The 14962-nt window shown below is 60.8% G+C and carries 13 protein-coding genes; 10 read left to right on the forward strand and 3 right to left on the reverse strand.

What is annotated here, in order from left to right; all coding sequences use genetic code 11:
- The first annotated feature begins 265 nt into the window (after positions 1–265).
- The 8 genes from HYP802_RS0103000 (at position 266) to HYP802_RS0103030 (ending at position 8388) form a co-directional block, all read left to right on the forward strand.
- Positions 266–709, forward strand: coding sequence for a rhodanese-like domain-containing protein (locus tag HYP802_RS0103000; protein WP_013950544.1), 444 nt, complete (start codon positions 266–268; stop codon positions 707–709).
- A gap of 204 nt (positions 710–913) precedes the next feature.
- Positions 914–2329: a chromosomal replication initiator protein DnaA gene (gene dnaA / locus HYP802_RS0103005; protein WP_244421076.1), complete on the forward strand. Its 1416-nt coding sequence runs from the start codon at positions 914–916 to the stop codon at positions 2327–2329.
- 286 nt (positions 2330–2615) lie between these two features.
- The gene (dnaN, locus tag HYP802_RS0103010; protein ID WP_013945661.1) at positions 2616–3734 is read left to right on the forward strand and encodes a DNA polymerase III subunit beta; all 1119 of its coding nucleotides are present in this window, start codon (positions 2616–2618) and stop codon (positions 3732–3734) included.
- A 93-nt stretch (positions 3735–3827) separates the two neighbouring features.
- Entirely contained in the window at positions 3828–3965 is a 138-nt protein-coding gene (locus HYP802_RS24085) for a DUF559 domain-containing protein (protein WP_256380091.1), read from the forward strand.
- The gene (locus HYP802_RS23140; RefSeq protein WP_256380092.1) at positions 3940–4218 is read left to right on the forward strand and encodes a DUF559 domain-containing protein; all 279 of its coding nucleotides are present in this window, start codon (positions 3940–3942) and stop codon (positions 4216–4218) included. The genes HYP802_RS24085 and HYP802_RS23140 overlap by 26 nt, the downstream gene beginning before the upstream one ends.
- A complete protein-coding gene (gene recF / locus HYP802_RS0103020; protein WP_013945662.1) occupies positions 4215–5366 on the forward strand; it encodes a DNA replication/repair protein RecF in 1152 nt (383 codons plus the stop codon). The genes HYP802_RS23140 and recF overlap by 4 nt, the downstream gene beginning before the upstream one ends.
- Before the next feature lie 147 nt (positions 5367–5513).
- Positions 5514–7967, forward strand: a complete 2454-nt coding sequence (gyrB, locus tag HYP802_RS0103025; protein WP_024275107.1) for a DNA topoisomerase (ATP-hydrolyzing) subunit B — start codon at positions 5514–5516, stop codon at positions 7965–7967.
- 130 nt (positions 7968–8097) lie between these two features.
- Positions 8098–8388 carry a hypothetical protein gene (locus tag HYP802_RS0103030; protein WP_155831114.1) on the forward strand — a complete coding sequence of 97 codons (291 nt, stop codon included), beginning with the start codon at positions 8098–8100 and terminating at the stop codon, positions 8386–8388.
- A 69-nt stretch (positions 8389–8457) separates the two neighbouring features.
- Here HYP802_RS0103030 and HYP802_RS0103035 read toward each other — a convergent pair whose 3' ends face one another.
- Positions 8458–10248, reverse strand: coding sequence for a cation:proton antiporter (locus HYP802_RS0103035; RefSeq protein ID WP_013945664.1), 1791 nt, complete (start codon positions 10246–10248; stop codon positions 8458–8460).
- Positions 10249–10514: 266 nt separating this feature from the next.
- Here HYP802_RS0103035 and HYP802_RS0103040 point away from each other — a divergent pair, with 266 nt between their 5' ends.
- Positions 10515–12839: a penicillin-binding protein 1A gene (locus HYP802_RS0103040; RefSeq protein WP_024275109.1), complete on the forward strand. Its 2325-nt coding sequence runs from the start codon at positions 10515–10517 to the stop codon at positions 12837–12839.
- 15 nt (positions 12840–12854) lie between these two features.
- Here HYP802_RS0103040 and HYP802_RS0103045 read toward each other — a convergent pair whose 3' ends face one another.
- Together HYP802_RS0103045 and HYP802_RS0103050 are read right to left on the reverse strand one after the other, a co-directional pair.
- A complete protein-coding gene (locus HYP802_RS0103045) occupies positions 12855–13622 on the reverse strand; it encodes a SprT family zinc-dependent metalloprotease (protein ID WP_013945666.1) in 768 nt (255 codons plus the stop codon).
- A gap of 187 nt (positions 13623–13809) precedes the next feature.
- The gene (locus tag HYP802_RS0103050) at positions 13810–14418 is read right to left on the reverse strand and encodes an SCO family protein (protein WP_013945667.1); all 609 of its coding nucleotides are present in this window, start codon (positions 14416–14418) and stop codon (positions 13810–13812) included.
- A 107-nt stretch (positions 14419–14525) separates the two neighbouring features.
- On the opposite strand from HYP802_RS0103050, the gene HYP802_RS22020 reads away from it, so the two are divergent.
- Positions 14526–14915: an MAPEG family protein gene (locus HYP802_RS22020; protein WP_013945668.1), complete on the forward strand. Its 390-nt coding sequence runs from the start codon at positions 14526–14528 to the stop codon at positions 14913–14915.
- The last annotated feature ends 47 nt before the right edge of the window (positions 14916–14962 follow it).

Consider the following 14962-nt stretch of genomic DNA (forward strand, 5'->3'; position numbering starts at 1 on the left):
TCGAAAAGAGGGTTAAGGGATAGTAAATTTCTAGTGGATGGCAGCGGGGTAAAGCGGTCGTTCGCACTGGTAAGTTCGGCGAGCGTAGCATTCGGGTCTTTGAAGCTTTGATGACCCGGACTGTATCGCCAAAATAGATAAAGACCTGCGTTTCAACTTGGGCGTTGCTTTGGCTAGCTCAAGAATAGCTGGGTATTCTCTGGTTGTGTCTGGGGATATTCTCGCGGGTCTTTATCAGTACTTGTGTAAGGCGTGAGGGGAATTCGTGGAAAAAGTTGAGGCTTCTGGCGTCGAGGACGTGTCCGTTCTCGAAACTTGGAAGCGTCTCGAAGGCGATCCGAAGACTGTTCTTGTTGATGTTCGGACGCGTGCCGAATGGGCGTTTGTGGGTGTGCCCGACCTTTCGAAGATCAACAAGGACGTCATGCTGATCGAATGGCAGACGTTCCCCGACAGCCGGATCGCTCCGGACTTTATCGAACGATTGACGGCGGCGTTGGCCGCCAAGGGAGTCGAAAAGAATACTGAGATCTTTTTTATCTGCCGTTCGGGCGGGCGCAGCCGGATGGCTGCCGAGGCAATCGCCGGAGCGGGATATTCGAGGTGTCGAAACGTCATGGAGGGCTTTGAGGGACCGTTAGACGCTGCCCAACACCGGAGCCAAATCGCAGGCTGGAAATTCGCCGGTCTCAACTGGCTGCAAGGGTAGCAAGACGTCACACGGAAGGCACGGCACCGGAAGGCAGAGGGTAATGCCGGACGGTGATGAGGGGGGACGCTTTCAGGCGTCCCGCGTTATCAGCGGGAGTACATCACTATGCAGGCAGCACAAAAGGCAGAGTCTCAAGGTAATGAGCACAGCGCCGAGACGCCGACGGTTGCGGTAGAGGGCCGTGGTCACAAGGTCCGCGCCATGCTCAAGGTTCAGCTCGGAGATGAGGTCTATTCGAGCTGGTTCAAGAGCCTGGAATTCGAAAGCTTCGATGGACGGATCGTCAAGGTTTCGGTGCCGGTCAAGTTTGTGCGCAACTGGATTCAAGAACACTATTCCGAGCACTTGCTGCGCTGCTCGCGCGTTGAATTCGCAACGGCCGAGCGCGTCGAAGTCGTTTGGCGGCAGCCCGGTGCGGTTCCGCAGCGGTCGGCGGATGCTCGTATCGGAGACGCCGCGCACACCAGCGCTGCCATTCCAGCACCCATCGCGCACGTCGAGACGCCGCGTCCGGCAGCACCGCTGCGGGCTCCGGTTCTGCCCGTCCAGCGGACGTCTGCGGGCGGCCTTGAAGGTTCGCCGCTCGATCCGCGCTATACATTTGAAAGCTTCGTCGTCGGGGCGTCGAACCGGATGGCGCATGCGGGCGCCACGCAGGTTGCGGAAACGGTCCTAACGGGTGCGCCCGGCTACAATCCTCTTTACATCCATTCGGCGGTCGGCCTCGGCAAGAGCCACCTTCTTCATGCCATCGCTTGGGAAGTGAAGAAGCGTGCGCCGAATGCACAGGTGCTGTATCTTACGGCCGAACGCTTCCGCTATCAGTTCGTCGAAGCGCTGCGGTCGTCTGATCCGCTGGCGTTCAAGGAGCGCTTCCGCAACATCAACATGTTGCTGATCGACGACCTCGAATTCCTGCAAGGCGAGCGGACCGAGCAAGAGTTCGATCACATCATCAATGCACTGCTCGACGGCGGTAAGCAGGTCGTCGTTGCTTCGGCGCGGGCGCCGAACCAGATCGAACGCCTGAACGAGCGGATGCGGTCGCGGCTGCAACGCGGTCTCGTCACCGAGCTTCAGTCCCTCGATCATGAGCTTCGCCTCAAGGTGCTGGACAAGCGTCTGGCCGAGAAGAAGGCGGCCGATCCGTCCTTCTCGCTGTCGCGCGATGTCGTCGATCTCCTGGCGCTGCGCCTGACGGAGAACGGCCGCGAGCTCGAAGGGGCGGTCACGCGCCTTTACGCGACGTGGCAGTATATGCGCACGCCGATCACGCTCGACATTGCTGAGACGGTCATCCGTGATCTCGTGCAGAACCTTGAGCCGCGCCGGATCAAGATCGAGGATATCCTGCGGATTATTTCCCGGCATTACGGCGTGTCGAAGGGCGATCTGCTGTCGCAGCGCCGTCATCGTTCCGTCGTTTGGCCGCGCCAGATCGGCATGTACCTGGCCAAACATCTGACAGCGCGTTCGCTGCCGGAAATCGGACGGCGGTTCGGCGGCCGCGACCACACCACCGTTTTGCACGCGATCCGCAAGATCGAGGGCGAAATCAGCAAGAATCCGAACCTCGGAGATGAGCTTGAGGAGCTGAAACGGCTTCTCAACCACTGACCGCAACTTCACCCCTTGCGGCCTGATGCGACGCGGGGCCGGCATTTCATCCCCCTGGAGTGCCGGCCTTGCCGCGTGTGGGATAAGCCCGTAATTGGCGGTATCACGCAGATTGTGCGCTGACCCATACATCTTACTTGAAAAACTAGCTTCTTTCGGGTCTGATCCGGCTCCACGGGCGATTCCGCCCAGCGGCGCGGTCCGCGCCAAAATCGTTCTTTTGCGTGAGATGCTGCGGCGGGCTTCGACCGCGCTTCCATGCACACTTCCATAGCTGAGGATAAATATGCGTCTCGAGATCGAACGTGGGGAACTCTTGAAGGCGCTCAGCCACGTCACAAGCGTCGTCGAACGGCGGACGACGATCCCGATCTTGTCGAACATCATGCTTAAGGCCGCAGGCGATGCGTTGATGTTCAAGGCGACGGATCTCGAACGCGAGGTGAGCGAGAGCGTCGGTGCCAAGGTTTCGGCGCCCGGCACGCTGACGGTTCCGGCGCATGTGCTGCACGACATCGTGCGCAAGTTGCCGGACGGTGCCGAGATCGAGATCAAGCGCGACGGCGATAAAGAACGTCTGACGATCACGTCGGGGCATTCGCGCTTCAGCCTGCAGACGCTGTCGGCCGACGATTTCCCGGATCTCGCGGTTGGCGAGATCGGGCACGAGTTCACGATGGAAGCCGGCGACTTGAAGCGGCTCATCGACAAGACGAAATTCGCAATTTCGACGGAAGAAACGCGCTACTATCTCAATGGCATCTATCTGCATCCGGCTGAGACGGACGGCACGAAGACGCTGCGTGCTGTCGCGACCGACGGTCATCGCCTGGCGCAGGTGGAACTGCCGCTGCCGAAGGGCGCGGAGGGCATGCCGGGCGTCATCATTCCGCGCAAAACGGTGCACGAGTTGACGCGGCTGCTCGAAGATTCGAGCGCGAAAGTGAAGGTCGGCGTGTCGCAGACGAAGGTGCGGTTCGAGATTGGCTCGGTCGTGCTGACGTCGAAGCTGATCGACGGTACGTTCCCCGATTACGGCCGCGTCATTCCGCACAACAACGACAAGGAAATGAAGGTCCCGAACGCGTCGTTCAAGAGCGCCGTCGATCGCGTGTCGACGATTGCAAGCGAGCGCGGGCGTGCGGTGAAGCTCAATGTCGGCAAGGACAAGCTGATCCTGACGGTGAACAATCCGGAAGGCGGCAGCGCGACGGAAGAAATTCCGGTCGGCTACAGCGCTGGGCCGCTGGAGATCGGTTTCAACGCTCGCTATCTGCTCGACATCGCCGATCAGCTCGAAGGCGAGGATGCGCGGTTCCTGCTCGCCGATCCCGGTTCGCCGACGATGGTGCGCGACAGCAGCGACGCCAGCGCGCTCTACGTGCTGATGCCGATGCGGGTTTAATCAGCGGCGTGAGTTCGTCTCCCCTTGACTAGGAGAGGGTGCGGCCAGCTTCCCCTCCCCTCGACGGGGAGGGGGCAGGGGTGGGGTGGCGATTTGGTCAATGAGCGCGCCCGCGAGCTTCGCAACAATGCCACTGCCGCCGAGCGCCGACTTTGGTATCGGCTGCGAGTTTTAAACAGTGAAGGCCAAAAGTTTTCGGAGGCAAGTGCCTGTCGACAAATTCATCGTTGATTTTGCCTGCTTATCCCATCGGCTTATCATTGAGGTCGATGGCGCGACACACTCGACGGATGAAGAACTCGCGAACGACTTGGGCCGCCAACGCTATCTTGAGAGCCAAGGCTTCATGGTGCTTCGGTTTCAGAACGCCGACATTGCCGAAAACATAGACGGTGTGATGGATGTCGTTGTCGATGTTTTGCGAACGCGCGCCCATGATTTGACCCCCACCCCTAACCCCTCCCCGCAAGGGGGAGGGGAATGACACTCTGGGTCGAGCGGCTGCAGCTCACGAATTTTCGCAGCTACACGTCGGCGAGTGTGACGACGGATGCCGGGCCGCAGGTGATTGTCGGCGCGAACGGGTCAGGCAAGACCAATCTTCTCGAAGCATTATCGCTGTTGTCTCCGGGCCAAGGATTGAGGCGGGTGCCGTTCGTCGATCTGGCGCGGGCGTCGGGTGACGGGGGTTTTGCGGTTGCGGCGCGAGCGCATACGCTTGCCGGGCCTGCCGATCTCGGCACGGGTTTAGTGCCCGGTGCAAATTCGCGTGGCGAGCGCACGGGCCGCATCGTGCGGATCGACGGCGTGGCGCAGTCGGGCTCGGGTATTCTCGCCGATTACCTCGAAATCGTGTGGGTGACGCCGGCGATGGACGGGCTGTTCACGGGCGCGGCATCCGAGCGGCGGCGGTTTCTCGACCGGTTGATCCTGTGTTTTGATCATGGATACCGAACGATCGCAGGGCGCTTCGAGCGCGCCATGACGAGCCGCAACCGGCTGCTCGCAGATGGCGTGCGCGACAACGCCCAGCTTTCGGGTTTCGAGCAAGTGATGGCCGAGACGGGCATTGCGGTTGCAGCGGCGCGGCTCGAAGCGGTCGCTGCCATGCGCACCATCGTCGAGAAGCGGCGGGCGCGTGATCCGAACTCGGCGTTTCCCTGGTCGGCATTCCGGCTCGAAGGGACAATCGAAGACGACCTGAGCGGTATGTCGGCGGTCGAAGCGGAAGATTTGTATGCCAAGACATTGCGCGACACGCGCGAACGCGACCGTGGCGCTGGCCGGACGCTCGATGGGCCGCACCGGTCGGATCTTATCGTCGAGCATGGGCCGAAAGCACTCGAAGCGCGGCATTCCTCGACGGGCGAGCAGAAAGCGCTGCTGCTCGGCCTCGTTCTGGCGCACGCTGAGCTTTTGACGGAGCGACAGGAAGGCGCTGCGCCGATCCTGCTGCTCGATGAAATCACGGCACACTTGGACGTTCACCGCAGGGCTGCGCTTTTCGATGAAATCCTGCGGCTCGGCGCGCAAGCCTGGATGACGGGCACGGACGCGGATGCCTTTTCAGCGCTTGCCGAAAAGGCCCGATTCTGGGGTGTGAACGAGGGAAAAATCGAAGCCCTTCCGTAACGACTTCAACAGGGACAAACGGCCACATCCAAAATGCTGAAAAACAAAGGTTTTTTGGCCTCAAATTCTGTCGATTTCGTGCGGATTTTCGAGGCGATTTGTGCTATACAAAACGATCGAATATCCGCCTGCTGAGAAAGCCAAAAAATGAACGCGCAACCGCTCAAGAAAACCCCTGAGTCTGACGACTACGGCGAAGACAGCATCAAGATGCTGAAGGGGCTCGACGCGGTTAGAAAACGCCCCGGCATGTACATCGGCGACACCGATGACGGTTCGGGTCTGCATCACATGATTTACGAAGTGGTCGACAACGGGATCGACGAGGTTCTCGCCGGTCATGCGAAGTCGTGCATGGTGACGCTGAATCCCGACGGCTCGTGCACGGTGCGCGACGATGGCCGCGGTATTCCGACCGGCATCAAGCGCGACGACGATCACGATCCGAAGCGCTCGGCGACGGAAATCGTTTTCACCGAGCTGCATGCGGGCGGCAAGTTCGACCAGAACTCCTACAAGGTGTCGGGTGGTCTGCACGGCGTCGGCGTGTCGGTCGTAAACGCGCTGTCGACGTGGCTCAAGTGTCGCGTCTGGCGCGACGGCAAAGAGCACTTCATCGAATTTCACAACGGCAACGCTGTTGCGCCGCTGAAGGTCGTCGGCGATGCGGGCGAGGAGCGCGGCACGGAAGTCTCGTTCCTGCCGAGCACCGAGACGTTCCACAACGTGACGGAATTCGATTTTGCGACGCTGGAGCATCGCCTGCGCGAACTGGCGTTTCTCAACTCCGGCGCGAAGATCGTGTTGACCGACGCGCGCCACGCCGACGTGAAGCGTGAGGAATTCATGTACGACGGCGGCACGGCTGCGTTCGTGCGCTATCTCGACCGCTCGAAGACGTCGGCGCTCAGTGAGCCAATCCTGATTAATGCCGAGAAAGACGGGATCACCGTTGAGGCGGCGCTGTGGTGGAATGACAGCTATCACGAGACCGTGCTCTGCTTCACGAACAACATCCCGCAGCGCGACGGCGGCACGCATCTCGCCGGTTTCCGCGGCGCGCTGACGCGTATCGTCAACAAATACGCGGAAGAGTCGGGCATTGCGAAGAAAGAGAAGGTCAACCTCTCGGGCGACGATGCGCGAGAGGGCTTGACGTGCGTGCTCTCGGTCAAGGTGCCGGATCCGAAGTTTTCTTCGCAGACGAAAGACAAGCTCGTCTCATCGGAGGTTCGTCCGGTCGTTGAGGCGGCGGTTGGCGATCAGCTCGGCGCGTGGTTCGAAGAGCATCCGAAAGAAGCTAAGGTTATCGTCGGTAAGATCGTCGAAGCAGCGTTGGCGCGCGAGGCGGCGCGCAAAGCGCGTGATCTCACCCGCCGCAAGGGCGCGCTCGATGGCCTGCGTTTGCCGGGCGGTTTGGCGGAATGCCAGGATCGCGACGCGTCCAAGACCGAGCTTTTCATCGTCGAGGGTGACTCGGCCGGTGGCTCTGCGAAGCAAGGACGCAAGCGCGAGTTTCAGGCCGTGCTGCCGATCCGAGGTAAAATCCTGAACGTCGAGCGCGCGCGCACTGACAAGATGCTGTCGTCGGAGCAGGTGACGAACATCATCGGCGCGCTGGGCACCGGCATCGGACGCGACGAGTTCAAGCTCGACAAGCTGCGTTATCACAAGGTCATCATCATGACCGACGCCGACGTCGACGGCGCGCACATCCGAACGCTGCTGTTGACGTTCTTCTATCGGCAGATGCCGGAACTTGTCGACAAGGGGCATGTCTACATCGCGCAGCCGCCGCTCTACAAAGTGGCGAGGGGCAAGTCGCATTCGTATCTCAAGGATCAACGCGCGCTGGAAGATTACCTGATCGATCAGGGCCTTGCCGACGCGGTTCTCGTCACGGGCGATGGCGCGGAGCGCGCAGGCCGCGATCTACGCGATATCGTCGAGCAGGCGCGGCAGATTGCGGGCGGCATCAATGGGCTGCATCATCGCTACAACCGCGACGTGGCCGAGCAGGGCGCCATCGGCGGCGCGTTCGATGCCTCGATCCTGAATACGCCGTCGGCCGAAAAGGCAAACGCCATCGCCGAACATGTCGCGAAGCGGCTCGATGCGATTTCGGAAGAGATGGAAACCGGCTGGGAAGGCCGCTACGGCAACGACGGCTATGTCTTTAAGCGCGAAGTGCGCGGCGTGACGGAAGTGCACTTCCTCGACCGGGCGTTGCTCGGCTCGCTCGATGCGCGGCGCATTAACGAACGGCACGCGCATCTCGTCGAAGTTTACGAGACGCCCGCGAAGCTCAAGCGCAAGGACAAGACGGACATCATCACCGGGCCGCGCTCGCTGCTCGAAGCCGTTTACGAGACAGGCCGCAAGGGGCTCGATCTGCAGCGCTACAAAGGTCTGGGCGAGATGAATCCGGAGCAACTCTGGGAGACGACTCTCGACCCGGACGTCCGCACGCTCTTGCAGGTGAAGGTCGGCGATCTGGCAGAAGCCGACGAAATTTTCGCCAAGCTGATGGGCGATGTCGTCGAGCCGCGCCGCGACTTCATCCAGGAAAATGCGCTCAACGTTTCGAACCTTGATGTGTGAGTGGAGGTATCGCTCACTCGCATCGGCGGGGACACTCGGATTTTTGCTCCTGGTTTTGATCTGCAGTTTTTCCGCGTCGGCGGAGACTTATGGGCCTTTTTTCTACCGTATCGGGGTTGCGGAAAGTTACGTGGGTTTTGAAACGTCACTTTCCCTGAACGGTTCGAAACTGGTCGTCGAAAACTGCATTCAAGTCGTTTTTCCAGGAAAGCGGCAGTGTTCTTCTCAAACCTTTCAAGAGGGCGAGTTTTCATTGACCGACGATTTCGTCGAATATGTCAGCGGCAATATCGAGAAAGTTGATCGCAAATCTCGCCTGTTTACGATCGAAGACAGTCGGGATCACCACGCAATCGTTCGAAACGTCACCGAACGCTTCGAGGGGTGGGAGACTACGCCCGCGAACTGGCTCAATCGGTGACGGGTTAGATCGTTCATTCTGCGCGGGTGCTTGATGGATCCTCGGGACAAGCCCGAGGATGACATACGACTAGACCCTTTTGCGGCCGGGAAGGGCGTGGGTTTCGGTGCCTGCTTTCTTGGCGGCGCCTTGGAGTTCGGCGCGGAACTCGTCGCGTTTTTCGTGGATCGATGCGATGACGAGTCCGGTCGGAATGCCGAGGCCGACGAGCGCCGATTCCGATAGCTGAAGACTTGCTTCGATCGTCTCGGGCACGGCGTCGTTGACGCCGATGTCGTAGAGGTGGCGAGCGTGGCTTGCATCCTTGGCGCGCGAGACGATGAGCAGGTTCGGGTGACGCGTTCGCAGCGCCTTCACGATGGCGTCGATCTCGGGCTGCGTGTGGATGGTGATAATCGCGGCCTTGGCGGTGTCGAGACCGCAATGTTCAAGAAATTCGACGTTGCGGACGTCGCCGAAATAGACCGGCTTGCCTTCGCGCCGGGCGTTGGCAACGAGGCTCGGGGCGCGGTCGACGGCGATATAGCGAATTTTGTGCTCGGCCAGCAGGTCGCCGATCAGTTGACCGACGCGGCCGTAGCCGACGACGAGCGCTTTGATGTTACCTTCGCCGGCGGGCGTTACGGTGAGCGCCGGATCGACGGCCGCAGGAGGGGCGTTGCGTTTCGCCAGCCAGCGGCCGAGCTTGGCGCAAGCCGGGATTAACGCCATCGTCAGCGAGACGGATGTTAGCAGGATGCTCGTCAATTCGCGGCTGACGAGGTGCGATTCCAAGGCGAGCGTCAGTATGACGAACGCGAATTCGCCGCCGGGCGCCAGCAGTGCCGCTGTTTCGAGGGCTGCGCCGCGGGCAACGCCAAAGAGGCGCGAGAGGCCGTAGATGATTACGGCTTGCAGGGTGAGTAGCCCGACTGTCGCTGCAAAAATAGCTCCGGGCGCCGCAACCATGGCTTTTAGATCGAGTTGCGAGCCGACCGAAAAGAAGAAGACGCCGAGCAGAAGCGATTTGATCGGCTCGACCGTCGTCTGCACGGCGCGGCGATATTCGGTTTCGGCTAACAGCAAACCGGCGACGAATGCGCCGAGTGCGAGAGACAAGCCTGCCGCGGCGGTGACGAATGCGGTGCTGACGGCAACGAAGAGCGTGGTGGCGATGAACAGGTCTTCGTTGTGTGTCTGCGCGACGACGCGGAATAGCGGCTGAAGAACGTAGCGGCCGACGCCGACGATCGCGACGAGCGCTGCTGCAGCCTGCACGACGGCCATTAGGATGCCGGCGAGAAGCGAGCCTTTGTTGCCGGGCTCCAATATGCTGATCAAGATCAGGATCGGAACGACGGCGAGGTCTTGGAACAACAGGATCGAGAAGCTCGTTCGGCCGACGGAGGTTGCGAGCCGCTTCTGGTTCGCCAGCATTTCGATGACGATCGCGGTCGACGACAGGCACAGCGCGGCGCCGATGACGAGGGCGATGACCGGCGGCTGACCCAACAGGTAGGCGACCAGTCCGATTAGGGCCGCCGAAACAACGACTTGCGATGCGCCGAGGCCGAAGACCAAGCGACGCATCGTTGAAAGGCGTTCAAACGACAGCTCAAGGCCGATGATGAAGAGCAGAAAGACGACGCCCCACTCGGCAAATTTTGCAAGTCGTTCGGGATCGGTGATCGTCAGCCAATCGAGATGCGGAATGTAGGGCGTCAGGGCGCCGAGGCCGCCGGGACTGAGGAACGCGCCTGAGAGGAGGAAAGCGAGAACGGTACTGACGCCATAGCGATGCAATAGCGGCACGACGACACCAGCCGTGCCCAAAACCAAAAGCGCATCTTTGTAGTTCGCCAGATTTCCCGCAGCCGACATCACCTCTCCTTAACAGTTGGTAAGAGTATGACGGCCCGGAACGCCACGCGCCACTGGGCATTTCGCTCGCTCGTCCGTATGCAGAAATTTTGCGTGCCTACAACTTGGCCGTCCGCGTTCGGATGTTTAAGCGCTGAGCGCTCGCGATGCGCGAACTTAACGCGGCTTTAGCCAACCTTCTGTAACAGTTTCACAGACGATCTGCGTCGGACTGGTGCCACCGACGCAGTGCAGGGGAGGGGGCTCCGCCTTCAAAGGAATTGACGGTGTTGCGTGCCATCGCAGCAGCTCTGGGTTTTGTGTTGTGGCTGGTCCGCAGGATTCTGTTCGGACCGCGGCGCAAGCCAGCTGCGGCGCCCGAGCCGACGCTTCCGGCGTCGTTTCAGTCCGTTGCGACGCGGGCGTTCGGTGCGGGTGGGGCCGACAAGCCTGTTCAGGCTGTGCAAGCGGCTTCGCGACCGAAACAGAAACGCGCGCCTCGGCTGACGCTGAAATATCGCGTCGCAATCGGCGGTGCGGTTCTGGGCACCGGTCTGTTGATGCTGACCTTCGCATTCATGATGGTCTATTACACCGTTGTTTTTCCGGACCCGCTGGCGCTGCGTGCCTCCGGCCATGCACCGCTCATCCGGATCCTGGCGCGCGACGGAACGGTGCTCGCCGTGCGTGGTGCGCCGCATGAATACATCCCGCTCGAAAAAATGGCCAAAGCGTTGCCTGCGGCAGTCGTTGCAACAGAAGACCGGCGCTTTTTCGATCATTACGGTGTCGATCCGGCTGGCATGCTGCGGGCGATGTTTGCGAACTTGCGCGCCGGGCGGTTCGCGCAAGGCGGTTCGACGCTGACGCAGCAGCTCGCGAAGAATTTGTTTCTGACGCAAGACCGAACGCTGTCACGCAAGATCGCCGAGCTTGGGCTGGCGCTGTGGCTCGAGGTTCGTTTGACGAAGCCGGAGATTTTGGAACTCTACTTGAACCAAGTCTATTTCGGTAGCGGCGCATATGGCGTGGAGGCGGCAAGCGAGCGGTATTTCAATAAACCTGCGAGCGAACTGACGATCCCGGAAGCGGCGATGATTGCCGGGCTTCTGAAGGCGCCTTCGAAATATTCGCCGTCGGCGAGCCCTGGCGCTGCCCGCGCGCGGGCGCGCGTTGTCATTACCAAGATGTTTGATGCCGGCTTCATCTCCGAAGCGCAGGAGACGCAGGCGCTGGCGCAGACGCTGGTGTTCAACGAACAGAAGATCGAGCAGACGGCGGCAGACGCGGGCTATGTCGTCGATTGGGTTCTCGATCAGTTGCCGGCTGCGGTCAGCGAGGACGAACAGGCCGATCTCATCGTCGAGACGACCGTTGATAAAAATCTTCAGCGGCGCGCGCAAGAGACCGTCGCGGATACGCTGGCACGGAAAGGCGAGGCCTACGGTGCGAGCCAAGCGGCGATGACGCTGCTCGACGGCAGCGGCGGTGTGCGTGTGATGGTCGGTGGCCGTGATTATGCCGGCAGCCAGTTCAATCGCGTCATCAGGGGCAAGCGACAGCCGGGGTCGGCGTTCAAGCCGTTCATCTATCTCGCCGCGTTGAACAAGGGCATGTCGCCCGACACGATCGTCAATGATGCGCCGATCACGATCGGCGGGTGGTCGCCGAAGAACGACGACGGGAAGTACGCAGGGCCGGTTCCGATCCGGCGCGCGATTGCGCAGTCGATCAACACCGTTGCGGTGCGCCTCAATCAGGCGATCGGGCGCGGCACGGCCGTCGATCTGGCGCAGCGGCTCGGCATCAAGTCCGAGCTGCATGATGGTCCGTCGCTCGCGCTCGGGACGTCGGAAGTGACGCTGCTTGAAATGGCGGGTGCTTATGCGGCGTTCTCGAATGGCGGATACGTGGTCACGCCGCACGTCATCACGCGGATCACGACGAGCCGCGGCCGTGTGCTCTACGAATACGAGCCGCCGCAGAACGCGCGCATCCCAGAGGCGGACCGCATCGGCGCGCTGAACGACATCCTGAATGCGGCCGTCGATTACGGCACCGGACGGCGCGCCGCACTTCCCGATCGGCCTGCGGCGGGCAAGACCGGCACGACGCAGGATTTCCGCGATGCCTGGTTCATGGGATACACGGCACAGTTTGCGGCAGGCGTCTGGGTTGGCAATGATAACGGCAAGTCGATGAACCGCGCGACGGGCGGCAGTCTGCCCGCCGAGATCTGGCGGCAGGTGATGCGCGTTGCCGACGAAGGCTTGCCGCCGCTGTTGTTGCCGGGAACCGTTGTCGCGAACCCCCAGGTCGAAGCGGCGACATGGGGCGGCCTTGCGAACCGGCTGCCGCGTGTGGTCGAAGCGCCAGAAATTCTGCCATGGCAGCGTCGTCCGGGCGCTTTGGTACAGCAGCCCTATTCGGCGACTTCGGTGTCGCTCGCCGCGCCGAATGCATCGCATCCGGCCAACAGCATCGGCGAAGACTTCATCGAGAAAGCTCTGGCGTCATCGCCGGCGAATGGCAGCAGTCATGCCGCGCAAGTCGCTGCGCCGGACTCATCGACGCCGCAAAGCGGCGCCTTTCCATTCAGCAATTGGTGGTGACGCCGGGATGCCCTGTCAGTGTCCGCGACAGTGGGCAGGGCCGTAGCGGTGAAGATCGGGACCGAGCACCTGCAACCATTGCTTGGCGCTTTCGAAATCCGGACAGATCTTTTTGACGAGCGCCCAGAAGCGTGGGCCGTGATTCATCTCGATGAGATGGGCCACCTCGTGCGCGGCGACGTAATCGAGCACGAATGGAGGCGCGAGGATCAGGCGCCACGAGAACGACAACGCGCCGGTCGTCGAGCACGAACCCCAGCGGCTCGTTTGATCGCGGATCGCAATGCGCTTGGCCTGGAGCGATAGCGGACGCGTGTGTTTTTCGACGCTCGCTGCGAGATCGCGTTTGGCTTCCTCAAAAAGCCAGCGCGTCAAACGGTTGGGCGCCAAGTCTTCGTCGCCAGGAACGACAATCGATGGATGCGCGCCACGCTTGTCGATGGCGATGATGCGTGAGCGCTTTTGGCCTGAGAAGGTAATCGTGTGCGGAACGCCGCGCAGCGGCATGGCGGCGGCGTGCTCGAACGGCACATGGTTCGGCAAGCTGTCGAGGCGGGCGCGAACCCAATCGATGTGGCGATTGAGGAAGGTGCCCGCTTCGTCGAGATCGCATTGCAGTGGCAGCGTGACGATCACGGCGCGGCGCGTGCGACTTACGCGGAGCGTAAGACGCCGGGCGCCGGGATGACGACGCACTTCCAACTGCGCACCGATGTCTTCGAGGCGGACGGATCGTGTTTTGGAACTCAAGTCGATGGCGCGCCGTCCGTTCATGATCCTCATGCGCTCTGCCCCCTAAAGCCGACGCGCATCCAAGTGATGCAACGAAGTGCCGATCGCGAATGGTTGATCAATACAGCACGATGATGACCTATCAAGGTTCTCGTCGTCGCTCCAGATGCAATGTCACAGGGATGTTCCAGCATGTGAAAGTGTGGCCCGCGGGTCTCAGGAACGAATCGCCGCTTGCTCACTGCGGAAGTGCCCTGTCCAACGAAGCAACGAGCTGATCGACATCGTTCGTATGCGGGATCGGCGCGAGCAGTTTTCCATCTTTCCCCATCAAATAAAAGATCGCGGAGTGATCGATGGTGTAGCTCTTGGGATCCTTTTCATCGGCGACTTTCTGATAATAGACGCGATAAGCCTTCGCAGTCGCTGCGATTTCGCTTTCTGTCCCGGTGAGACCAACAAGACGCGGACTGAACGCCTTAACGTATGTCGCCATCTTCTCGGGCGTATCCTGAGCAGGGTCCAGTGTGATGAAGATCGGCACGATGTCGTCGGCGCGCTTGCCGAGCTTGTCGAGTGCGGCGGACATCACTTGCAGGCCTGCGGGGCAGATGTCCGGGCAGTTTGTGTAACCGAAGAACACCAGCATGTAGCGGCCGAGGTAGTCCTTGTCGGTTACGCGCTTGCCGGTGTTGTCGATCAAGCTGAACGGTCCGCCGACGGAGGGGCGCCCGGAGACGGTCGACTGACCTTCGATCGTCGAACTCGGACTTCTGAGTGCAATAAATCCGAGCGCCGTGCCGGTCAGCAAGCCGGCAAAGGCGAGAGCTATCGTCGTGCGATTCATAATCTTGATGTCTCCAACTCGCATTGGCTAGAAATGTTATCAGGCGCCGAAGTCGCCGCATCGATGGGGCGGCCCTTCGCTCGCAACCCGCAAGCAAAGGTCTCGACATGCCCGTTGCGATTACAGCCCTCTACTCCGGCATCCTGGCTCTCATTATCGTTGCAATGGGGATCAACGTTACGGTGCACCGTTTCCGATACGGCGTGATGCTCGGTGATGGTGGACAGAACGTGTTGAAGCGCATGGTCCGCATACACGGCAACACCGTCGAAAACATTCCCCTCTGTGCGCTGCTCATGGCTCTCTATGAACTCAACGGCGGCGACAAGATAGTGCTGCATGCGGCAGGCATCGCTCTCATCGCGGGTCGGATGCTTTTCGCGGGACCTTTATGGTTTCACGATGGGCCAAGCCCCATCCGGGCGAGTGGGGTAACCCTGACATGGGCTACAACCGCGCTTCTAGCAATGCTAAATATTCTGCAGTTGCGTTCATAGCGCGAGCGCATACGTGACGACCGTGCGACGTGAAGTCACGACATTCA

The organism is Hyphomicrobium sp. 802, from assembly GCF_000526135.1.
In the GTDB taxonomy this organism is placed as follows: Bacteria; Pseudomonadota; Alphaproteobacteria; order Rhizobiales; family Hyphomicrobiaceae; genus Hyphomicrobium_B.